The organism is Bifidobacterium platyrrhinorum (genome assembly GCF_010667645.1).
Taxonomy (GTDB): Bacteria; Actinomycetota; Actinomycetes; order Actinomycetales; family Bifidobacteriaceae; genus Bifidobacterium; species Bifidobacterium platyrrhinorum.
Genome location: NZ_WHZV01000012.1, coordinates 44,434 through 62,934 on the forward strand (window position 1 = coordinate 44,434; position 18,501 = coordinate 62,934).

Consider the following 18,501-nt stretch of genomic DNA (forward strand, 5'->3'; position numbering starts at 1 on the left):
AAATGACCACTGTAGAAGAGTGTCGCGGGACAGTAGGCATTTTGTCAAACCGACCTGCTGGATTCGTGACGATACCGGGCTTTTCGACGAGCCCGGTCATACCCGTCCAGCCGCGTTTGAGCCGCCCATACGTCCCACACCAGAAACACCGGCGACCCGCCACCCCGACCCACCGGCCGGATGACGCCACGCTGCCCCCACTTCCTAATCGTGTCCGCCTTGATGTCAATCCCCCACGGCCTGAGCAGACGGGACAACTGCGCGGGCGTGCCCTTGACGCCACGCGCGTGGAGCCGCTGCATGGCGAGCGTGTGCAGGTCCTTAATCCTCCACGTCCTGCCGCAGACTGGACATGGTACGTATCCGCCCGCGATCTCCTGTTCGTCGCAGCGCAGTTCACGCACGCAGGCGGGACACCAGCCGACCATGCGCGTGCCCTCCGGCGGGTACAGCAGCAGCCGCGCCCGCTCCGCCAGATCGCGCGCCTCGCCGGCGAGCGCGGTCGTGGTCTCGGGGTCGAGCGTGGCGAGGCGTGTCCGGTTGGCGAGGATGCCTTTGAGCAGGTCGGGGGTGTCCATGTCGCGCGTGGGGTGCAGTTGGAGCAGGTGGACGAGCCGGATCGTGTAGTCGTCGATGTCTTGGAGGAGTTGGAATGCGGCGAGGTTGATGGGCAGGGGCGCGCTCGCCATGGTGGCGTGTCCGCCGTCGCGCTCGCCGATGTGGATGTGTTTGTTGGCGAGTTGGTCGAGTGGGGTCCAGAGGGTTTTGAGTGTGGTGAGGTCGTCGGTGAGCTGGGTGGGTGTGGTCAAAGCGAAGCCCCCTGTGTTCGAACGGGTGTACGATTGGCTGTTGGTTCGGTGTTGCCCTCGCTCCCTGTTTCGGGGGGTGGGGGTTTCGCTTTATTCGCGGATATTTTGTGTATTCGTGTGTATTTTCCCCGTCTAGTCGAAGAGGCTTGGCGGTTGGATGAACTCGAGTCGGGTCACTTCCCGTGTCGCGGCCCGGGTTTTCCTGCGCAGGTGGTCCTTGACGACTGCGGATACCTCGGCGACCGGGCGGCGTGTGAGGTGGGCGATGTCGAGGATGTCGAAGCCGTGCTCGTATTGGGCGATGATGCGCTCGCGGATCTCCTGTTTCATGCGCTCTCCCCGTCGAGTTGTTTCCTGGCCGCTTCGTAGGCTTCGCGTTCGCTGGGTTTCCAGGGTCCGAGGTAGTGGCGTGGGTCGGTGCAGCGTACGCGGTATGAGGTGCGGGGCGTGTGGTTCTGCTGCGCGGTCCTCATGTGCAGGGGGCGTGCGCATTGCGGGCAATGGTATTCGCCGGCGAGCTTCCAGTAGTCGGTATGGTCGGTCATTTCAGGGTTCCTTTGGTGTCGTCGATGAGGTCGCAGGATAGGGCGTCGACGTGCTGGCCGGTCTTGTAGACCAGGCACAACCGTTTGACGTCGCCTTGCTTGTCGAGGTATTGGCTGACGGTCTGGGTTGGCACAGCGGGTTCGGGTTGGGTGAGTTCGTAGGCGCAGAGTCCGATGGTGCCGGCGGTGATGGTGGCGGTGATGATGGTGGTGATGATGGCGAGCAGGCCGAGGCTGCTTTCCATGGTCCAGTCGTCGAATGGGTGGCGGATGCTCATTCTTCGTCTCCTTCCAGTCGGATGCGGGTGAAGGGCCCGTGGTTGGTGGAGGTCATGCGTCTGTCGTTGTCCGTCCTGCACGAGTTGGGGTCGAGGTTGAGGATGGGGGTTCCGCCCATCCAGTGGCCTGTGGGGGTGCGGATGGCGTGGGCGCGGTGGTCGGCGTCCATCAGCCATATGTAGCCGTTGCGGTCCTTCCACAGTCCGGGCCGGTCCGGCACGTCGCACGGCACTTCGGCGTCGATGGCGTCGTCCTCCTCGTTGTCGGGCGTGTGGGGGCCGGTGGGGGTGATGGTCAGGTGGATGGTGGCGCCGGCGGCGAGCGCGGCCTTGACGAGGTCGTCGGTGTCGGTGTTGTGGGTGGCGGTGGTCATTGTCGGGGTTCCTTTCCGGTTTCGCTGGTCGTCCATATCGCTGCGGGTTTGCGTGGACGGGGTGGGTTGGGTTGTGGTCGTCGTTTGGTGAAGGGGTTCCAGTCGAAGACGTCGTGGAGGACGGTCATGCAGATGACGGTCGCGGTCATGAGTATGGCTTGGAAGACGGCGGAGGCGAGGAGCAGGCAGATCAGGTCCCATATGCTCATCCGAAGTCCTCCCATGCGTGTTCGGGGTTTTCGATGCCGAGGTGTTTGAGGTCGTCCACGGTGATCGCATTGATGCAGATGCCTCCGACCTGGTTGGGTTCGTCGTGCTCGTACTTCTTGGCCTCGGGCGTGCTGACGCTGTCTCCGAGTTCCGCGAGGAGTCGGGCGGTGATGAGGGTCTGGAGGCGGATCTGGTCGGCGAGCGCGAGGGTGGCGTAGATTTGCGCTTTGCGTAGGAGATGGGTTTTCTCCTCGTCTGCGCAGGCGTCGTCGTAGGGGTCCACGTTGGCGGCGATTTTCTGTGCGATTTTCGTGTAGTCGATGTTCATTGGTGTTCCTTTCGTTGGTGGCGTCGTTGTGTGGTGTTCAGGGTGTTGCGGCAGCGCCAGCACAATCCGTGTGCGTCGAGTTTGTGGCGGGTTTCGCAGCGTCGGCACCGGGGTTTGAGGCCGGGGGTTTCGGGGTCGTGGGTGTATGTGTCGGGCTCGGTCGGCTGGTGGGTGGGGTTTCCGGCCCGGTAGGCGTCGATGTCGTCGGTGAGGCTGAGCATGAGCGCCAATGTCGCGGGATCCGTGTGCGACGGGCTGTTCGGGATGGGTTTGGGCGGCGTGTAGTTGCCGGTTTTCTCGGCGAGGATGCGTACCGGCATACTCACAACCCTTGCTCGTGGCTGCCGGTGTCGCGGCGTCTGGCGGGCGGGATGAGCGACAGGTAACGCCGGTAGTCGTGGATGTCGCGGTCGAGGCAGTCGTCGACGCGGTGGCGGGTGGAGGGGTCGCCTGCGTAGGGGTTGTGTCCCGCGGCCTGGAGCAGGAGGCGGATGGCGGTCAGGTCGAGGCGCCGGTAGTGCAGGCAGGTGGTGACGGCCTGGTGGAGGTCGGGGTCCTGGAGGGCGAGGAAGTCGAGGAGGCGGGTGAGGTCGAATTGCGGGTTGGTGCCGGCCGGGTGGAGACGGTGGGTGACGGCGAGGGTGGTGATGAAGCCGGTGATGTCGGCGGCCGCGTCGTCCTCGGTGGCGCCCATGGTCTCGCATGCGGCGAGCAGCCCGTTGTCCATGTGCATGCGCATCGCGTCGATTTCCATGCTGATGAGGTCGCCGGCGGTGATGTGGTGGATGAGGGTGAGGCGGGCGATCTCCTCGCGCGCGTCCATGCTGGTGCAGCGCAGTCCGGTTTCGAGGATGCGTGCGCCGGTGTGGAGGCCGGTGGTCTCGAGGTCGAGCCAGAGGAGCGCGTCCGGCCTGGCGGCGGGCGGCGTGGCGATGATGGTGGTCATGCGGGGTTCCTTTCGATGGTGGTCAGGTTCGTGACGTGGGGTTGCAGGATGCGCGTGCCGGCTCGTGGGTCGATGCTGAGCACGTGGAGGGCGGTCAGGTGGAGGTCGGTGTCGTCGAGCGTGTACCGCCGCGCCGCCCGGCTGTTGGACCCGTCCGGCGGGTGGGCCTTGAGCCGCCCGTCGATGACGGTGCCGGATGCGGTGCGCAGGACGCATCGGGCGCCGTCCAGCCGGGCGGGCTCGCAGGTGCGCCAGTCGATGGCGGGATACACGAGGCCGGTCATGCGATCGTGTCCAGGTCGTCCACGGGCCCGGGAGCGGGCTTGCTGTCGGCGAAGGCCTCGCACAGCAGGTCGATGACGCGGGCGGGCTCCTCGCCCTGGGCGCGCATGTCGGTGGCGAGCGCGATGACCTGCGGGTCGAGGCGTCGCTCGCCCATCACGCGTTCGAGGCGTGTGCTGGATTCGAGCATGCGGCGTACGCGTCGGCGCAGGTCCCCGCCGCCCGGCGGCGTGGGCGTGGTGTCGGTGTCGCGTGCCTGGTATTGGGCCTCGCGGCGGAGCCAGCGGCGGAAGGCGGCGGGCCAGTCGACGCTAGTCATGCCCTTGTCGCGCGCCCAGTCGCGGAAGTCGTCGAACACCTTTTCGACGTCGAGGTGGAGGCGGGCGGCGAGCGCGGTGGCGTCGGGGTCGTCGGCGGGTGTGTAGCCGCTTGTGTCGATGTGGGTGCGTGGGTCGTCGAGGTCGGGGTCCGGGTTTTGGGTTTGGTTCGCGCGCGTACTCTCTCTTGACGGTTCTATTGACGGTTCCTGTGACGGTTTGGGTGAAGTGGGTTTCACCCCTAAAGCGAAGTGGGTTTCACCCGTGGGGTGAAGTGGGTTTCGCCCGTGTGGTGAAGCCGGTTTCACCTGTGGGGTGAAGCCTGTTTCACCGGTGAAGTGGGTTTCGGGGGTGAAGCCTGTTTCACCCCTGTTTTCGGTGTCGTTGTGCGGTTCCTTGGGGTTTTCGTTTTTGGTTTTCTTGGGGAAGAGCTTGTAGACGACGGGTCGGCGTCCTTTGGCGTATTTGCCGACGAGCCGCTGGTCGCCTTTGCGGATCAGCCCGGTCTTTTCGAGTTTGCGCAGCAGCAGTTGGATGCTGCGCTCGCTTTTCTCGACCTCTTGGGCCATGGTGGCGACGGAGGGCCATGCCATCCCGTCGTCGTTGGCGTAGTCGGCCAGGACGATGAGGAGGAGTTTGGCGGTGCTGTCGCCGTGCAGTTTGGTCTTCTTGGCTCTTGCGACGAGTTCGATGCTCATGACGTCTCCTGCATGCCTGTGGTGTCGGCTTTTCGGGTCCTGGCGCGTAGGAGGCGCAGTCCCCTGGCGGTCGCGGGCTTCCACCCGTGGATGAGGTCGGTCTGGTAGGGGTCCTGCGCGGGCGCGATGGTCAGGTAGGCTCCCATAGGCCGTTCCGGGGTCTCGTAGAGCTTGACCACGTCCCATCGGATGATGCGGCTGTCATCGGCGAGGACCCCGTCCCTGCATTTGCCCAGATGCCTGCTGTTGACCTGCTGCAGGCCGTCGCCCAAGGCGCGCAGCAGCTTGTCGAGGTCGCCTCCCCCCGCCCGTTTCGCCGTCTGCGTGGCGGGGAGGGGGAAGCGTGATTTGCGGGGGCGGGGCATGCGCAGCTCGCCCGTGATCATGACGGGGCAGTCGTACGGGTCCAGGCCGGCCGAGCGCAGCTGGTCGAGGGCGAAGACCCGCACGCGGTTCTCCCACACCAGGATGCGCCGGTCGTCGGCGAGCGCCTTGCCGTGTCCGCCGGTGTATGGCGCGTAGGAGCCTTTGGTGATGGGCGGTCCGGGGATGATGATGTCGAGGGATCGTCCCCCGTTGTCCCGCGCCTTCATCGCTCGCCCCCGCCCTGGTAGGCGGCGATGACCGTGTAGCGGCCGTCGTGGGTCTGGTCGGGTGCGAGTTCGACGCGGTAGGCGCCTGTGGGGAAGGCTTTGACGCTGCCGTCGCGCAGGCGGCGGCGCAGGTCCACCGCGGGCTTGCGCCACAGGTCGTCGGCGATGATGGCGGGCCTGCCGGGCTGGGCGCGCAGGCGTGCGGCGACACGGGCCCATCTGGTGCGCGGCTCGCTGTCGTTCTCGGTGTCGGCCGGCCAGGTGTCGAGGAAGGTGACGGAAGGCTCGTCGTCCGGCGCGGTGTCGGCGGGGGTCGGATCGTGGGCGTCGGCGCTCTCGTCGTGGTCGGCGTGGTCGGCGGTGTCGGTCCAGAGGTGGTCGAGGATCCGGTCGGTGTCCGCCGCCGGCACCGGTGCGGGCTCGACGGCGGGCGTCTCCTCGGACGTGGGCGTCTCCTCGGTCGTGGGGGCCTCCTCGGTCGTGGGGGCCTCCTCGGTCGTGGGGGTCTCCTCTCCGGCGGTCTGCGGTGTGACGGTCGGGGTGACGGCGGGTCGTGGTTTCCCGTTCCTGCGGCACCAGCGGCCCACGGCGATGCGCTCGCCGGGTTCGAGCTGGTCCCATCCCTCGTCGAGGGCGATCTGGTAGAGCTGGGCGAGCGTGGTCTCGTCGTACTTGGTCTTGCCGGTCATTGTGGATCCTTTCTGCGGGTGGTGTCTAGAATTCGGGGTCCGACTGCTCGTAGTCGTCGTAGCCGGGGTCCGGCTGGCCGTAGCCGGCGAATGGGTCCGTGGCGGGACCCGTGGGATTCGGGGCGGGCGCGCTCGCCGGCGGCGTGGATGGTCCTGGCGTGTGGTCGCGGCGGGTGCGGGTGATCTGCACGGTCGCGGTCTTGAGGCTGGCGCCGATGTCGTCGACGACCCATCGGGTCGCCCACCGGTCCGCGCCGTCCCTGGTCTGGTAGTGGTCGGTGCGCGGGTGTGCGGTGATGATGACCTGACTGCCTTTGACCAGGCTCGCGCCGATGTGGTCGGCCAGGTCGCGCCATGCCTCGCACTGCCAGCTGGTGGGGGTCACGTCCACGCGCTGTCCCGCCGTGTCCCGCTCCCATCCGGAGCTCAGGACGCGGAAGCTCGCGACGTTCGCCCCGCCTCGTGTGGTGCGCAGTTCCGGGTCGGCGGCCAGTCGTCCGCGGATGACCGCGATGCTCGGATCCAATGCCATAGCTGTCTCCTTTCTCCCTGTCTTTTTTCATCGCGTCACTCGTCGGTGTCCAGGCGCACGACCGCCAGCCACACCAGCGGGATGACGACCGCGACCCCGACCGCGAGTGTGATCAGCCACTGCGGCGTACCCGTCCCTAGGGGCGCGGGCAGCCGGTCGTGCGTCAACGCGAAGCAGGCGGCCCAGCCCTCGAGGAAGGTGAGCGCGAGCAGCATCCCGCCCTTCACACCGGTGCCGACCTTGCGACGCGGCTTCTTCGACATGCTCATGGGTTTTCCTTTCCGAATCGTGTTTTTATTCCGACAGGCCCCTGAGGTAGCGCTCCACGTCGGCCGGCCACACGTGCGGCCTTTGCGAGCGCCCCCCGTCCCTTTTCAGCGGGTAGAGCACGTCGAGATCCTTGTTGCGCACCGCATAGCGCAGGCCGTCCGCGTCGACGTTGAACAACTGCGCGGCCTCCGGCACGGTCAGCGTGCGCCGCTCCCACAAGGGCACCGGATTCGGGTCCGACCGGACCCCGTTCACATCAATCGGCATTCGACGACGTCTCCCTGCGGCGCCGTACCGCGGTCTTATAATCCATGTCCCGTTTGGCTTTGCGGGCCTGACGGATGGCACCGGCGATGCCCTTGTTGAGGTCGACCATGTCGCCCATGCTCAAGTCCTTGATCTCGAACTCCCGGTCATCGATGCGGAACCACAGGGAGAACTCGTAGGGGCTGCCCGCGTTGCCGGTCAGCTTGTAATCGACCAGATACCGGTCATTGCTCATCTCCGGATTGAAACGGCCCATCACTCCACCCCCTTGCCCGCGAGCGCGTCGGCGATGACCTTGGCCGGGTCGCCGCCCGCCTGCAGCTGGCAGGCGAGGAACATGCTGAGCGTCATATCGGGACGCTCCAACCGATTGCTCACGGTCTGACGTGCGATGCCGAGGCTGTCGGCGATGGTGGTGAACTGCGTCTTGGTGGTGAGCACCTGATTACGCGTAGCCGCGGCGACACCCGCCGCCAGACGCTCATACTCATTCGACGGCCCACGCTTCACAGAGACATCCGTCACGACGATTCCCTTCCGATGTTGAAAAACCGATAGATTCCGATAGGACGCGGCAGGACGGGCGGCGGCGCCCGCCGCCCGTGGCCGGGTCAGGCGAGGACGCCGGCCGGGACGACCGGGACCGGCAGGCCGGTCAGCGCCCGCCAGTGGGCGGCCAGTCTCTCCCGTGTCTCCTGCGTCTCGCCGAGCGCCCGGTGCAGGTACCGCTGCCAGTCGCCGTCGGTCATCCCGTCCGGCCTTGCCGTGTCCTGCCAGGTCCTCGCCTTGGTCTCCGTCCTGCTGTCCATCCCGACCTCCTGTTCACATCTGATGACAGTTACTTATGGTAACAGCTGTTATCAATTGCGCAAGGTCGGCGTGTCATCACATGTGAACGGTCGTTATTTTCGTTTGTCAGGTGTTAACATTGGGGCATGGCTACAGCACATGAATGGATTGCGTACGATTTCGCCGCACAGAACGTACTGGGCAAGTTGATTGGCAAAAGCGGCCACTCATACAGACGCTTCTCGGAGCTCTCAAGCGGATCGATGAGCTACAACCGAGTGCGCGACATTGAGCTGGGCCGTCGTGCGCCGGTGAAACTGTCGGAGTTCCTGCTGATCTGCGACGTCTGCAACGCCGACCCCGTCCAGACCCTCCGCGACATCATCCGCGAAGCCGCCCGCCTCCAAGCCGAAGCCGAAGCCCGCGAGCGCGAGGCGCAACACCAGGTGGACATCGATGCGCTCGCCGATCGTATCGCCGCTCACCCTGAGGAATTCGATCTGGCGGCCAATGATGACCCCAACAAGGAAAACGAGATGACCACTCCGCGAGAGTAGAAGGACGGCAGGCGATGCGGTACGAAGACCTGCTCAATGAGGCCGCAGGCATGGGTGTCCGGGTCGAGGAAAGGCCCCTACATGCCGGACGATGCGGCTGCTACTACAATCCAGCGCGGCTCATCATCATCGACGAGGCCATGCCGGACTATGAGAAGGCATGCACCCTGGCGCACGAGCTCGTGCACGCCAGACACCATGATCACGGCCACGGGAACGCGAAGGCGGAATGGCGGGCACGGCGCGAGACCGCGCTGCGCGCCGTCGACATGCTCGAGTACGCGACCGCCGAACGAATGTACGGCGGTGACGCGTATCTCATCGCGCAGGCACTCGACGTGACCCTGCAGGTCGTCGAGGACTACCGGATGGTGTTGCACGATAGACGGACCGCACCCGCATCGTCAATTTGACGTCATACGGACCAACAATAGCAAAGGAGATATTGACATGGCTGACGCCAATGGGAATAAGGCGAGGAAGCCGTTTTGGAAGAGGTGGTGGTTCTGGGTGCTGATCGCACTCGCGGTGATTGGCGGGCAGGGAGGCAATGCCGTCAAGACGTCCACGCCGGCGGCGAGCAGCACGACAGCCTCGACCACCACGCAATCGTCCCCGGCCCCTCGGACGCAGGAGTCATCGCCGGCGCCTAAGGCGACGCCCATGCCCAGAGCAGAGTTCAAGACCGCTTTCGCCGCGGCGTACGGGTCGCCGATCTCCGACGTCTCGGCGTTCTCGCCACAGGATCCCGGCAGCGGGCACTATCGCACCGAATACCGATTGGGTGCTTATAGCGATGCGACCGGCGAGCACGGGACGATCGGCGACATGTCGATCGATATGGTCGAGTATGACGGCGGCGAGAAATTCCGCGTCTATCTGACAGGTCCCAAGGATTCCGTGGTCGGCGCATATCCGGCGCTGGCCAAGTCCATGGACCCTTCACTGTCCGACGCGGATATTCAGGCGTCTCTCAATCGGTTCTCCGCGGAGAATCTCCCCGTCACCGACGGGCTCGCTACCGCCAGCTCGGCCACGCGTATCAACAATGACACCTTGACGACCGAAACGGCAGGAGCCGAGGCGTATATCGACGCCAACGCCGACGAGTAATCCGACAAGCCCCCGGCGGCTCATTGGCGAGCGCGAGGAGTAATTCGTGGTCGGCGTGTCGTCGTTGTCCGACTTGCATAACTATATTAACCATGCTAATATAGTTACGTCGGCAGGGAAGACCGGCGACCACAACTCAAGAGCGAAAGGAGGAAGCGGGATGAGCAACGACTTCGTTCTCGCCGTCGCGGCCATCGGGGCCGTGATCGTCGAAGCCGCCAAACTGGCGTTCGACATCATCAAGTGGCGCGATGAACGCGATAAGCCCGAGAAGTGACAAACCGAAGTCCCGGATGGTCCTAGAATCCGGGGCTTCGGCCTCACAATCATCCCGCGAATCACCATGAAACGCAAGACACAGGGCATCGGAGGAATCGCGTTCGCCATCATCGCGGCCGCCTGCGCCGTGGGCGGAGCGCAGCCGTGGATCACCGCGCTGTTCGCGGTCGCCGCCGGTCTCGACTGCCTCCACCTCGGCTTCTTCGGAGGCCGCGATGACGACTGAATACCTCGGCGTCACCGATGTGGCGAGACGGCTCGGCATCAGCACCGCCGCAGTCTCCGCCTACAAGCTCCCCGAACCGGACGCGACCATCGGCCGCACGCGCGGATGGCTGCCCGAGACGATCGACGCATGGAACGCCGCCCGCCCCGGCCGCGGGGTCGGCGGCGGACGCCCACGCAAGCACCCCAAGGAATAAGCGAAGACGGCACCGGCGCCCATATCGGCGAGCGCCGGTGCCGTCTTGTGTTCGGCGGGTCATGCCTCGCTCATTTGCGGTATGGCGCGGTTCATGGTCTGGGCGAGGGCTTCGGGCGACCAGTGGGTGTAGCGGGCGGTGGTGGAGAGGCTGGCGTGGCCCATGAGTCTCATGCGTTCGTCGGGGCTTGCGCCGGTTTCGGCGAGCTCGGTGGAGACGAGGTGGCGGGCGCTGTAGATGTCGACGTCGGGGAGCTTGGCGTCTTCGAGCGCGCGCTTCCATCGGACGGTCTCGACCTTCGATGTGATGGGTCGGCCGAACTGGTTGGCGAAGATGAGCTGGTGCGGGGCGATGCCCCAGGTGATGATGTGCTCCCAGAGGCGGTTCCATAGGTCTTCGCTCAGGGGGATGAACCGGTTGCCGCGGTCGCTTTTGGGTGATGTGATCCACATGCTGCCTTCGAGGTGGGTGGCTTCGACCCAGTCGGGGATGTGGTCGGCCGCGCCGCCGCGCCATGATTGGAGCTGCTGGCAAACGTTGATGCCTGGCACGCCGTTGCGTCGTTCGAGCTGGTAGGGCATGAGGCCGCGGCGTTCGCCGGGGCGTATGCCGGTGGAGAACGCGAGCTCGAAGGCGAGGGCGTACATGGCGCACTCCTCCGGGGAGGCCTTCGCGTGCGGGCGGTGTGCGGGCGTGGCGGTGGCCGCGACAAGTCTGGCCGGTTGGCTGCTGTCGAGGATCGCACGTTCCTTCGCTTTCGCGCGGGGCGGTTTGACGAGGCGTGCAGGGTTCTCGTCGATGATGCGGTCGAGGACGGCACTGTCGAGCATGCTGGAGAGGACGGACAGGTAGACCTGCAGGCTGGATCCGGCGCGCGTGCGGCCGAGGTCGCGCAGGGCTGCCCGGATGTGGTCGGCGGTGAGCTGTCTGAGAGGGATGTCGCCCAGGCGCGTGCACAGGAGGCGCAGCCAGCCGGCCTCGTTGGCCCAGGTGTTGGGCTTGACGTCGGCGCGGTGGCGCTCCATCCACCGGTCGGAGTAGCCGGCGACGGTGGGGCCGGTGCTGGTGCGGATGCGGCCGGTGCGCTCGTACTCGGCGACCTTCTCGTCGAAGCGGGCGCGGGCCTCGCTCTTGACCCGTCCGGTGGCCTCGATGACCCGCCGGCGGCCGGTGACGGGGTCGGGCGTGATCTCGCGGCGGAAATGCCAGCGGCCCTTCGAGTCCTTGAAGACGCCGCCGGCGCCCTTGGTACGTCTGCGAGTGGTTGCCATGATGCCTCCCTTTGCGGTCTCGGGAGTGCACTCTATTTCACACTCTATGCGCCCCACAAACGCCGGCGAAAGCCGGCGAAAGCCCATATCGACGTAAGGACGCATGGAGTGCGAAACCATTGGAATTACAGGGGTTTCCGGGTATTTCCAATGGTTTGCGGGGTGTCTGGGTACATAAATCGGCTTTATAGCGCCGTTTCCCGACCTTGTTCAACAAGCGCTTGGCAACCGGACGAATACACGAGCGGCGAGTATACGCCGTCCGCGCCATCGCCGTGCGACCGTGCCCACATACCGGCCGGCGGGCGTCTCAGTCGAAGTCGGAGGCGCTCATCACGGCGAGCAGGTCGCCGGAATGCACCTGCCATTGCTTGAACGGCTTGTCGGAGCCGAAGATCACGACGCCGGCGGTCTGCAGGCCCAGGTTGAGCAGGTCGAGCCGCTCCGGATCGGATTCGGAGGAGGCGAGCCACTGGCTGGCGATGGAGACGGTGGGCTCATGACCGAGCACCATGAGCACGCGGGCCTTGTCCTTGACGTGCGTGAGCTCGTCGAACACGGACTGCATGCCGCCCTCGTACAGGCTCTGATGGTAGTCCACCTTGGGCTTGTCGCCGAAGGTCTTGAGCATCTTCGCCAGGGTCTGGCGCGCGCGGGCGGCGGCCGAGCAGGCGATGACGTCGGGCGTGAGCTTCATCGCGTCGAGGCCCTTGGCGACCTTCTTCGCCTGCTTGAGGCCTTTGGACGTCAGTCCGCGGCCGTAGTCGCCTTCGCTGCTGAACGGTTCGGCCTTCGCGTGCCGCATGATGATCAGGATGTGATCGTAGCCCTTGACCCGCTTCGCGACCTTGTTCGGATTGACTCCCACGTCCGCCTCCACTCGTGTCCACGGCGTTCCCGCCACTGCAAGGTGAACGTTCACGGAAACGCGTCGTTCAATTATATCCCCGCGCGAGTCCGCCGCCGTCAGTCGGCGTCCGCCCCCAATGCGCCCACCTGTCTGTCGAGGTCGCGCAGCACCTTGCGCAGCTTGCGGTCGGAGATGTCGCGCAGTTCGAGGTCCTCGAGCTGCGCCTCGCGCTGCTCGGCGGTCAGGTCGTCCACATCGGTGACCGTGTCCTTGGCGGGGCGCTCGCGCTTCTTCAGCGCGGCGAAGCCCTCCGCCATCGCGCGCGAGACGACGAGGAAGCCGGTGTGGCCGATCATCTGGTGGTCGGGCCGCACGGCGAGCCCCTGCACCTTCCAGCTGCGCTCCAGCGTCTCCTGCACGACCGGTTCCGTCCAGGTGCCGGCCTCGCGCAGCGCCTCGACGAGACGGCTCATCTGCGTGGTGGTGGTGATGTACGCGACGAGCACACCGCCGGGAACGATCACGCGCCACGCCTGGTCGAGCCGGTTCCACGGGTCGAGCATGTCGAGCATGATCCGGTCGTAATGGTGTTCGGGCAGCTCCGCGGCCACCGTGTCGAAGTCGCCGGTCCTCAAGTCCCACCATGCGGGCTTCGCGCCGTAGTAGAGCGTGGCGTTCGCCTCGGCGACGCGCGCGAAATCGGGCCGCAGCTCGATGGTGGTGAGCTCGCCGGCCTCCCCCACCGCGTCGAGCAGGTTGACGCTCATCGCACCCGACCCGGCGCCGGATTCGAGCACGCGGTGGCCGGAACGGATGTCGCCCAACTGGATGACCTGGGCGACGTCCTTCGGGTACATGATCTGCGCGCCGCGCGGCATGGACAGCACGTAGTCGGCGAGGCGGGGACGCATCACCGCGTACTGCCAGCCGCCGATCGCGCGCGCCGCCTTCCACGGTTTGCCGGCGTCCCGTTCCGGATGGAGGGCGTTGACCTGCGCCTCGCGTTTGGCGGTGACGGTGGTGACGACCACGCCTTCGGTCCGCCCGATCACGTCGTCGTGCAGGATCAGGCCGTGCTCGGTCTGCGTGCTGCCTCCGGCGACGATCTGGTCGGTGATCTTCTTGCCCTTGCGGTCGGTGAACTGCACCTTCTCCCCCGCGCGAATCGGTCCGCGTCGCATGAACGGCCTCCTTAGCTGCCTGCTGTCGTTCTCCACAAGTCGACGGAGTGTCGACGGAATACGGTCATCGTGCCCTATCGCACGGACTATCGCCGCCCACGTCGCCGTAACCGGCGTCGCCGCCCGCGGACGCATGCCGCCTACCGCGCCTGCCTCCAGCCGGTCGCGTCGGCGAGCGCGTCCAGCGCGGCGTCGTACGAGCCGTCGGCGCGCATGTCGCGGAGCGCTTCGGCGATGTCGTCGGCGAGCGTGACGGCCCCGGCCTGCACGGCGATGCCATAGCGCACGCTCCCGTAGCGCACGCCCTTCACGCGCGTGACGAGCGTGCCGCCTTCGTCGCGCGCGAGTCCGGCGAGCGTGACGGCGTCGCCGGCGATCGCGTCGGCGGTGCCGACCATGAGGTCGGTGACGCATTGCGGGTAGGTGTCCCGTTCGCGCGTCCTCCCCTGCGGCACGGCGGCGAGCAGCGCGTCTTTCGCGCCGCTGCCGGCGACCGTGCAGACGGACTTGCCGGCGAGCGCGGCGACGCCGTCGATGCCTGCGGCGTCGCCGGGTCGGGCGAGCAGCCCCTGCCGCGTGGTCAGGTACGGTCCGGCGTAGGTGGCGTGGCCGTCGGAGACGACGCCGTTCGCGGCGAGGCCGCCATCCGCATCATCGCCGTCCCCGCCGTCGGCGGGCATCGGCATGCCGGCGACGACCAGGTCGACGGTGCCGTCGGCGAGCAGTTCGAGCCGGTTGGCGGGTTCGACCTGTTTGAAGACGATCTGCTTGTTCGCGTATCCGAGTTTCTTGGCGACGTATCGGGCCACTTCGACCTCGAATCCGGAGTAGCCGCCGTCATGCCAGCGCGACAGTCCGGGTTCGTCGGCGGCGACGCCGATCGCGATGGTGGGTCCGTCCGGCTGCCTCACCGTGGCCGGCGCGCCGCCGCAACCCGCCGTCGCGGCGAGCGCGAGCGTCGTCAACGCGGCGGAGACGCCCCGCGCGACGCGCATGCGCACGCCCGGCCTGCGGTGCCGGCGAAGGCGCCGCGTGCGGTCGGTCCGATTGCGGATGGCTGCCATGCGGCGTCTCACTTGAACATGCGCGAGCGGGTGAGGAACCAGGTGACGGCCACGGACAAGGCGATGGAGATGAGGATGATCGCCGCGAATCCCCATGTCTTGTCGGTCAGCGGCATGCCGAGCATGCCGTCCTGGAAGTTCATGCCGTACATGGAGAAGATGAGCGTGGGGATGGACAGCGTGATGGAGATGATCGTGAAGATGCGCATCACGTTGTTCAGGTTGTTGGACACGATCGAGGCGAACGCGTCGGTCATGTTCGCGAGAACGCCGCTGTAGATGTTGGCCATCTCGATGGCCTGCTTGTTCTCGGTGATGACGTCGTCGAGCAGGTCCTCGTCGTCCGGGTACTGCTTGATGCGCTGCAGGGTGGTGAGCTTCTCCATCACGATCTCGTTCGATTTGAGGGAGGTGGTGAAGTACACCAAGGTCTTGCTCAGCTCCATGAGCATCACGATCTCGCGGTTCTGCATGGAGTGGCGGAGCTTGAGTTCGAGCTTGTCGCTTTCGCGGTCGATGATGCGCAGATAGCGCAGGTACATCGTGGCGTTGCGGTAGAGGATCTGCAGGATGAACCGCGAGTGCATGTACGTGTTGAACCCGCGGATCGTGCCTTCCATGAACGGGTGGAGCACGGGCGTGTCCTGCATGCACACGGTGATGATGAGATGCTCGGTGACGATGATCGACAACGGGATGGTCTCGTACCAATCGCGCCCGCCGCGCTCCTCGACGGTCGGGATGTCGACGATGACCATCGTGTAGTCGTCCTCGACGTCGACGCGGGACCTCTCCTCGTCATCGAGCGGCGCACGCAGGTCGGCGAGGTCGACGCCGGTCTCGGAGGCGACGGTGGCGAGCTCCACGTCGGTGGGTTCGCTCAGGCACAGCCATGAGCCGTTCTCCGGTTTGTCCACCCGCTCCACCTGGCCGTTAATGGTGCTGAACATCCTCAACATCGTCTCTTCACCCGCCTTTCGCCATGTCCGTCCGATCGGGGTCCGCCCCGAAAACCTCGACAAGTCTAGTCCCATGTGCGGGACGTGCGCCATCGGGTATCGCCCGGGCAATTGAATTCGCGGTGAATTCGCGAGACGGCCGTCGCCGACGTCACCAGTTGATCGGCTTCCAATCGGGCATGTGCGGGCCCCTGAGGTCGGCGGGCCCGTTCTCCCAGTCGCCGAGGCTCGCCACGGCGGGCCCCTGGTTGTGTTCGACAAGATCGAACATGGGCTGCGCGGCGGGCTTCCCGTTGACCGTGTGGCGCACGGCGAGCCGGCTCCAGCAGGCGTTGCGCATCGACCCGATCGCGTTCATGCCGTCCGGGTCGAGGCCCAGAAGTTCGCTGATCGTCGCGACGATCCACGAACCGTGGCCGACGAGCATCAACGTGACGGGCCGCTCGCCCGCGTATGCGGGGTCGGCGATGATGTCGCGCACGGCCTTCGCGCCGCGCTTCCCCACGGCCCGCCGGCTTTCGACCCCGTAGGCGGTCTCGCCGCCCTCATGCCGCTTCCACGAGGCGTAGGCCCCGGCATCCGCCGCCCGCACCTCGTCGCGGGTCAATCCCTCCCATTGTCCGAAGGAGCGTTCGCGCAGACGTGGGTCCGGCGTGACGGGAAGGCCGAGGATGTCGGCGAAGGCGTGTGCCGTCCGCAGGGCCCGGAACAAGTCGGAGCTGTAGACCACCATCGCCTGCGCGCGGCGGGCGCCTCCTCGTATTCGAGCGTGCTCGCCCGTTCCCTCGCCTCCGGCCCGGGCTGCGGGATCGCCGCCGGATCGTCGGCGAGCCGGCTCACCTTCGCCCAGTAGTAGCGGGCGGCGAGCGCGAGCCCGGTCTGGTCGGCCTGCCACTGGCCGACGATGTCGAGCGGCACGTCGATCTGCCCCTGCAGCCGGCGTTGGAGGTTGTAGTTCGTGCGTCCGTGCCTGAGCATCACCACTTCGTCGATCATCATCGGTCCTTTCCGTCCCTCGCGGGCATGGCGTCGTCCGTCCTCCAGCTTCTCACATCCGCCCGTCGCGTGGGCGCCCGTGGGTCGCGCCGGCCGTGCCGAACCTTTTCCGTACAATGAAACAGTGTTGATTTCGAACGGGACCCGCGCCTTCGCCGCGGAGCATCGGGACGAGGACGTGCGCGATCTGGCGCTGCATGCGAAGCCGGGACCGGACGTGGACCTGACGGCCGCGTTGGAGCAGATCTCAGGGTGGCGCACGGCGCGCGTGAAACTTCCGGCGTGGGCGGCGTGCGGGGATGTGGTCTATCCGCCGCACCTGTCGATGGAGCAGTGTTCGTCCGAGGCCACGGCACGGTACAAGGCCGGCGTCGCGCGTCGCGTCGTCGTGGACGGCGCGAGGACCGGCTGCACGACGACGCTCGTCGACCTGACCGGCGGGTTCGGCGTGGATTTCTCGTACATGGCACAGGTCTTCGACCATGCAGTCTATGTGGAGCGGCAGGAGCGCCTGTGCGAGCTGGCCGCGCACAACATGCCCGCGTTGGGGCTTGCGCACGCGTCGATCGTCAACGGCGATGCCGCGGAGTATCTGTCCACAATCGGCCGCGATGGCGCGACCCTGATCTTCCTCGATCCGGCGCGGCGCGACTCCCATGGCGCGCGCACGTACGCGATCGCCGATTGCACGCCGGATGTGCTGGGACTGCTCGACCGGCTGCTCGCCGCCGCCCCGCACGTGATGGTGAAGCTCTCCCCGATGCTCGACTGGCATAAGACGGTCGCGGATTTCGCGGGCCATGTGCATGAGGTGCATATCGTGTCCACAGGCAACGAGTGCAAGGAGCTGCTGCTCGTCGTCGGGCGCGACGTGTACGACGCGCCTCGGGTCTTCTGTGCGAACGACGGCCAGATGCTGGAGTTCGACGCGGGCGACGATGGGAGCGACGGCGTGGACGGTGCCGGCACAGCAGCCGTGCCGGCGGGCGGTGATGTTGCCGGACACGGTGCCCATATCGCCGACCCCGGCGATCCCGATACGTGGCGCTACCTGTACGAGCCGAACGCGTCGGTCATGAAGGCGGGCTGTTTCGCTCTGCTCGCACACCGGTTCGGTGTGGCTCCGATCGCACGCGACAGCCACCTGTTCGTCTCCGCGAAGCCGGCCGCGGAATTCCCCGGCCGTGTGTTCGAGGTCGACGCGGTCGCAACGATGAACAAGAAGGACCTGAAGCGTCTGACGGACGGGCTCACGCACGCGAACATCGCCACACGCAACTTCCCGCTCCCGGTCGCCGCGTTGCGCAAAAAGCTGAAGCTCAAGGACGGCGGCGACGCCTACCTGTTCGCCACCACCGACGCCGCCGGCCGGCACATCGTCATCCGTTCGCGGAAGCTCCCGCGGATGGCGTGAGCGCGTTCTCGGTGACACGTCGAATGCACGGGACGAGGTACATGTCGAGTGCGCCGGGGAACGGTTCCGACCGTTCGCATTGCGGCGTGTAGGGGTTGGCCGTCATCCTGATCGTCCGCCGGGGCGGACCGGGCAGCCGTGTGGGGGCTTTCATCGGTCCGTCCGGGCAGTCCAACCATCCGTCATGGTCATCCGGGTTCGCCGCACAACACGATGGAGGCCTGTTTCACGCTTGGGTGCGGGAATCAGGCTTCCCCCAACCCGGTGTAGGCCTGTCTCACGCTTGGGTGCGGGAATCAGGCTTCCCCCAACCCGGTGTAGGCCTGTCTCACGGTTGTATGCGAGGATTATGACTCCCTCAACCATACGAAGGCGGGTTTTCGGGTTGAGGTGTATTGTCTTGGGGCATCGTTGACGCATGTCTCGGGGCATGGTTGACGGTGTGTCTTGGGGCATGGTTTACATCTG

At 66.2% G+C, this 18,501-nt stretch carries 29 protein-coding genes and 1 pseudogene; 6 read left to right on the top strand and 24 right to left on the bottom strand.

What is annotated here, in order from left to right:
- Positions 1-44 precede the first annotated feature (44 nt).
- The 18 genes from GFD21_RS10420 to GFD21_RS10505 all read right to left on the bottom strand — a co-directional run bounded on the left by GFD21_RS10420 (position 45) and on the right by GFD21_RS10505 (position 7,947).
- Positions 45-809, bottom strand: a complete 765-nt coding sequence (locus GFD21_RS10420; protein ID WP_163197907.1) for a hypothetical protein — start codon at positions 807-809, stop codon at positions 45-47.
- Between the two features lie 132 nt (positions 810-941).
- A complete protein-coding gene (locus tag GFD21_RS10425; protein WP_163197908.1) occupies positions 942-1,139 on the bottom strand; it encodes a hypothetical protein in 198 nt (65 codons plus the stop codon).
- Complete coding sequence (locus tag GFD21_RS10430) at positions 1,136-1,354, bottom strand: hypothetical protein (protein ID WP_163197909.1); 219 nt, start codon at positions 1,352-1,354, stop codon at positions 1,136-1,138. Before GFD21_RS10430 ends, GFD21_RS10425 begins: the two co-directional genes overlap by 4 nt.
- Positions 1,351-1,632, bottom strand: a complete 282-nt coding sequence (locus tag GFD21_RS10435; protein ID WP_163197910.1) for a tight junction protein ZO-3 — start codon at positions 1,630-1,632, stop codon at positions 1,351-1,353. Before GFD21_RS10435 ends, GFD21_RS10430 begins: the two co-directional genes overlap by 4 nt.
- On the bottom strand, positions 1,629-2,006 hold the full coding sequence (locus tag GFD21_RS10440; RefSeq protein WP_163197911.1) for a hypothetical protein: 378 nt from the start codon (positions 2,004-2,006) through the stop codon (positions 1,629-1,631). Before GFD21_RS10440 ends, GFD21_RS10435 begins: the two co-directional genes overlap by 4 nt.
- Before the next feature lie 205 nt (positions 2,007-2,211).
- Positions 2,212-2,544 (bottom strand): hypothetical protein, encoded by a 333-nt coding sequence (locus tag GFD21_RS10445; protein WP_163197912.1) that lies wholly within the window; start codon positions 2,542-2,544, stop codon positions 2,212-2,214.
- A complete protein-coding gene (locus GFD21_RS10450; protein WP_163197913.1) occupies positions 2,541-2,864 on the bottom strand; it encodes a hypothetical protein in 324 nt (107 codons plus the stop codon). Before GFD21_RS10450 ends, GFD21_RS10445 begins: the two co-directional genes overlap by 4 nt.
- A gap of 2 nt (positions 2,865-2,866) precedes the next feature.
- Positions 2,867-3,490, bottom strand: coding sequence for a 3'-5' exonuclease family protein (locus GFD21_RS10455; protein WP_163197914.1), 624 nt, complete (start codon positions 3,488-3,490; stop codon positions 2,867-2,869).
- Positions 3,487-3,774 (bottom strand): hypothetical protein, encoded by a 288-nt coding sequence (locus tag GFD21_RS10460; protein ID WP_163197915.1) that lies wholly within the window; start codon positions 3,772-3,774, stop codon positions 3,487-3,489. Before GFD21_RS10460 ends, GFD21_RS10455 begins: the two co-directional genes overlap by 4 nt.
- Positions 3,771-4,787 (bottom strand): helix-turn-helix domain-containing protein, encoded by a 1,017-nt coding sequence (locus tag GFD21_RS11190; RefSeq protein WP_225431802.1) that lies wholly within the window; start codon positions 4,785-4,787, stop codon positions 3,771-3,773. The genes GFD21_RS10460 and GFD21_RS11190 overlap by 4 nt, the downstream gene beginning before the upstream one ends.
- Positions 4,784-5,380 (bottom strand): RusA family crossover junction endodeoxyribonuclease, encoded by a 597-nt coding sequence (locus GFD21_RS10470; RefSeq protein WP_163197916.1) that lies wholly within the window; start codon positions 5,378-5,380, stop codon positions 4,784-4,786. Before GFD21_RS10470 ends, GFD21_RS11190 begins: the two co-directional genes overlap by 4 nt.
- Positions 5,377-6,069 carry a hypothetical protein gene (locus GFD21_RS10475; protein ID WP_163197917.1) on the bottom strand — a complete coding sequence of 231 codons (693 nt, stop codon included), beginning with the start codon at positions 6,067-6,069 and terminating at the stop codon, positions 5,377-5,379. Before GFD21_RS10475 ends, GFD21_RS10470 begins: the two co-directional genes overlap by 4 nt.
- Positions 6,070-6,094: 25 nt before the next feature.
- Positions 6,095-6,601, bottom strand: a complete 507-nt coding sequence (ssb, locus tag GFD21_RS10480; RefSeq protein WP_163197918.1) for a single-stranded DNA-binding protein — start codon at positions 6,599-6,601, stop codon at positions 6,095-6,097.
- A 35-nt stretch (positions 6,602-6,636) separates the two neighbouring features.
- A complete protein-coding gene (locus GFD21_RS10485) occupies positions 6,637-6,870 on the bottom strand; it encodes a hypothetical protein (protein WP_163197919.1) in 234 nt (77 codons plus the stop codon).
- A gap of 25 nt (positions 6,871-6,895) precedes the next feature.
- Entirely contained in the window at positions 6,896-7,138 is a 243-nt protein-coding gene (locus GFD21_RS10490; RefSeq protein WP_163197920.1) for a DNA-binding protein, read from the bottom strand.
- Positions 7,128-7,394 (bottom strand): hypothetical protein, encoded by a 267-nt coding sequence (locus GFD21_RS10495; RefSeq protein ID WP_163197921.1) that lies wholly within the window; start codon positions 7,392-7,394, stop codon positions 7,128-7,130. Before GFD21_RS10495 ends, GFD21_RS10490 begins: the two co-directional genes overlap by 11 nt.
- Positions 7,394-7,663 carry a hypothetical protein gene (locus tag GFD21_RS10500; protein ID WP_163197922.1) on the bottom strand — a complete coding sequence of 90 codons (270 nt, stop codon included), beginning with the start codon at positions 7,661-7,663 and terminating at the stop codon, positions 7,394-7,396. The genes GFD21_RS10495 and GFD21_RS10500 overlap by 1 nt, the downstream gene beginning before the upstream one ends.
- 86 nt (positions 7,664-7,749) lie before the next feature.
- On the bottom strand, positions 7,750-7,947 hold the full coding sequence (locus GFD21_RS10505; protein ID WP_163197923.1) for a hypothetical protein: 198 nt from the start codon (positions 7,945-7,947) through the stop codon (positions 7,750-7,752).
- A gap of 126 nt (positions 7,948-8,073) precedes the next feature.
- On the opposite strand from GFD21_RS10505, the gene GFD21_RS11195 reads away from it, so the two are divergent.
- The 5 genes from GFD21_RS11195 to GFD21_RS10530 all read left to right on the top strand — a co-directional run bounded on the left by GFD21_RS11195 (position 8,074) and on the right by GFD21_RS10530 (position 10,298).
- Positions 8,074-8,484 carry a hypothetical protein gene (locus GFD21_RS11195; protein ID WP_225431803.1) on the top strand — a complete coding sequence of 137 codons (411 nt, stop codon included), beginning with the start codon at positions 8,074-8,076 and terminating at the stop codon, positions 8,482-8,484.
- 14 nt (positions 8,485-8,498) lie between these two features.
- Positions 8,499-8,897 (top strand): ImmA/IrrE family metallo-endopeptidase, encoded by a 399-nt coding sequence (locus GFD21_RS10515; protein WP_163197924.1) that lies wholly within the window; start codon positions 8,499-8,501, stop codon positions 8,895-8,897.
- Between the two features lie 37 nt (positions 8,898-8,934).
- Positions 8,935-9,597: a hypothetical protein gene (locus GFD21_RS10520; protein WP_163197925.1), complete on the top strand. Its 663-nt coding sequence runs from the start codon at positions 8,935-8,937 to the stop codon at positions 9,595-9,597.
- A 343-nt stretch (positions 9,598-9,940) separates the two neighbouring features.
- The gene (locus tag GFD21_RS10525; protein WP_163197926.1) at positions 9,941-10,102 is read left to right on the top strand and encodes a hypothetical protein; all 162 of its coding nucleotides are present in this window, start codon (positions 9,941-9,943) and stop codon (positions 10,100-10,102) included.
- Positions 10,092-10,298 carry a helix-turn-helix transcriptional regulator gene (locus GFD21_RS10530; protein ID WP_163197927.1) on the top strand — a complete coding sequence of 69 codons (207 nt, stop codon included), beginning with the start codon at positions 10,092-10,094 and terminating at the stop codon, positions 10,296-10,298. Before GFD21_RS10525 ends, GFD21_RS10530 begins: the two co-directional genes overlap by 11 nt.
- Positions 10,299-10,357: 59 nt before the next feature.
- Here GFD21_RS10530 and GFD21_RS10535 read toward each other — a convergent pair whose 3' ends face one another.
- The 6 genes and pseudogenes from GFD21_RS10535 to GFD21_RS10560 all read right to left on the bottom strand — a co-directional run bounded on the left by GFD21_RS10535 (position 10,358) and on the right by GFD21_RS10560 (position 16,619).
- A complete protein-coding gene (locus tag GFD21_RS10535) occupies positions 10,358-11,569 on the bottom strand; it encodes a tyrosine-type recombinase/integrase (protein ID WP_163197928.1) in 1,212 nt (403 codons plus the stop codon).
- 310 nt (positions 11,570-11,879) lie between these two features.
- Positions 11,880-12,437: a SixA phosphatase family protein gene (locus tag GFD21_RS10540; protein WP_163197929.1), complete on the bottom strand. Its 558-nt coding sequence runs from the start codon at positions 12,435-12,437 to the stop codon at positions 11,880-11,882.
- A 98-nt stretch (positions 12,438-12,535) separates the two neighbouring features.
- On the bottom strand, positions 12,536-13,600 hold the full coding sequence (locus GFD21_RS10545) for a tRNA (adenine-N1)-methyltransferase (RefSeq protein ID WP_163197930.1): 1,065 nt from the start codon (positions 13,598-13,600) through the stop codon (positions 12,536-12,538).
- Between the two features lie 140 nt (positions 13,601-13,740).
- Complete coding sequence (locus tag GFD21_RS10550; protein WP_225431804.1) at positions 13,741-14,664, bottom strand: transporter substrate-binding domain-containing protein; 924 nt, start codon at positions 14,662-14,664, stop codon at positions 13,741-13,743.
- Positions 14,665-14,672: 8 nt separating this feature from the next.
- Positions 14,673-15,623, bottom strand: a complete 951-nt coding sequence (locus tag GFD21_RS10555; protein ID WP_163197931.1) for a magnesium transporter CorA family protein — start codon at positions 15,621-15,623, stop codon at positions 14,673-14,675.
- A 151-nt stretch (positions 15,624-15,774) separates the two neighbouring features.
- A pseudogene (locus GFD21_RS10560) lies at positions 15,775-16,619 on the bottom strand (histidine phosphatase family protein).
- Positions 16,620-16,743: 124 nt separating this feature from the next.
- On the opposite strand from GFD21_RS10560, the gene GFD21_RS10565 reads away from it, so the two are divergent.
- Positions 16,744-18,033, top strand: coding sequence for a class I SAM-dependent methyltransferase (locus GFD21_RS10565; protein ID WP_163197932.1), 1,290 nt, complete (start codon positions 16,744-16,746; stop codon positions 18,031-18,033).
- Positions 18,034-18,501 lie beyond the last annotated feature (468 nt).

Bases quoted from the DNA above. Each gene is read 5' to 3' on its own strand.
- GFD21_RS10455 (WP_163197914.1), bottom strand. From the start codon at position 3,490: ATGACCACCATCATCGCCACGCCGCCCGCCGCCAGGCCGGACGCGCTC.
- GFD21_RS10515 (WP_163197924.1), top strand. From the start codon at position 8,499: ATGCGGTACGAAGACCTGCTCAATGAGGCCGCAGGCATGGGTGTCCGG.
- GFD21_RS10475 (WP_163197917.1), bottom strand. From the start codon at position 6,069: ATGACCGGCAAGACCAAGTACGACGAGACCACGCTCGCCCAGCTCTAC.
- GFD21_RS10555 (WP_163197931.1), bottom strand. From the start codon at position 15,623: ATGTTGAGGATGTTCAGCACCATTAACGGCCAGGTGGAGCGGGTGGAC.
- GFD21_RS10520 (WP_163197925.1), top strand. From the start codon at position 8,935: ATGGCTGACGCCAATGGGAATAAGGCGAGGAAGCCGTTTTGGAAGAGG.
- GFD21_RS10495 (WP_163197921.1), bottom strand. From the start codon at position 7,394: ATGGGCCGTTTCAATCCGGAGATGAGCAATGACCGGTATCTGGTCGAT.
- GFD21_RS10435 (WP_163197910.1), bottom strand. From the start codon at position 1,632: ATGAGCATCCGCCACCCATTCGACGACTGGACCATGGAAAGCAGCCTC.
- GFD21_RS10460 (WP_163197915.1), bottom strand. From the start codon at position 3,774: ATGACCGGCCTCGTGTATCCCGCCATCGACTGGCGCACCTGCGAGCCC.
- GFD21_RS10525 (WP_163197926.1), top strand. From the start codon at position 9,941: ATGAAACGCAAGACACAGGGCATCGGAGGAATCGCGTTCGCCATCATC.
- GFD21_RS10445 (WP_163197912.1), bottom strand. From the start codon at position 2,544: ATGAACATCGACTACACGAAAATCGCACAGAAAATCGCCGCCAACGTG.
- GFD21_RS11195 (WP_225431803.1), top strand. From the start codon at position 8,074: ATGGCTACAGCACATGAATGGATTGCGTACGATTTCGCCGCACAGAAC.
- GFD21_RS11190 (WP_225431802.1), bottom strand. From the start codon at position 4,787: ATGAGCATCGAACTCGTCGCAAGAGCCAAGAAGACCAAACTGCACGGC.
- GFD21_RS10470 (WP_163197916.1), bottom strand. From the start codon at position 5,380: ATGAAGGCGCGGGACAACGGGGGACGATCCCTCGACATCATCATCCCC.
- GFD21_RS10430 (WP_163197909.1), bottom strand. From the start codon at position 1,354: ATGACCGACCATACCGACTACTGGAAGCTCGCCGGCGAATACCATTGC.
- GFD21_RS10550 (WP_225431804.1), bottom strand. From the start codon at position 14,664: ATGGCAGCCATCCGCAATCGGACCGACCGCACGCGGCGCCTTCGCCGG.
- GFD21_RS10545 (WP_163197930.1), bottom strand. From the start codon at position 13,600: ATGCGACGCGGACCGATTCGCGCGGGGGAGAAGGTGCAGTTCACCGAC.
- GFD21_RS10450 (WP_163197913.1), bottom strand. From the start codon at position 2,864: ATGCCGGTACGCATCCTCGCCGAGAAAACCGGCAACTACACGCCGCCC.
- GFD21_RS10505 (WP_163197923.1), bottom strand. From the start codon at position 7,947: ATGGACAGCAGGACGGAGACCAAGGCGAGGACCTGGCAGGACACGGCA.
- GFD21_RS10535 (WP_163197928.1), bottom strand. From the start codon at position 11,569: ATGGCAACCACTCGCAGACGTACCAAGGGCGCCGGCGGCGTCTTCAAG.
- ssb (WP_163197918.1), bottom strand. From the start codon at position 6,601: ATGGCATTGGATCCGAGCATCGCGGTCATCCGCGGACGACTGGCCGCC.
- GFD21_RS10440 (WP_163197911.1), bottom strand. From the start codon at position 2,006: ATGACCACCGCCACCCACAACACCGACACCGACGACCTCGTCAAGGCC.
- GFD21_RS10425 (WP_163197908.1), bottom strand. From the start codon at position 1,139: ATGAAACAGGAGATCCGCGAGCGCATCATCGCCCAATACGAGCACGGC.
- GFD21_RS10485 (WP_163197919.1), bottom strand. From the start codon at position 6,870: ATGAGCATGTCGAAGAAGCCGCGTCGCAAGGTCGGCACCGGTGTGAAG.
- GFD21_RS10530 (WP_163197927.1), top strand. From the start codon at position 10,092: ATGACGACTGAATACCTCGGCGTCACCGATGTGGCGAGACGGCTCGGC.
- GFD21_RS10490 (WP_163197920.1), bottom strand. From the start codon at position 7,138: ATGCCGATTGATGTGAACGGGGTCCGGTCGGACCCGAATCCGGTGCCC.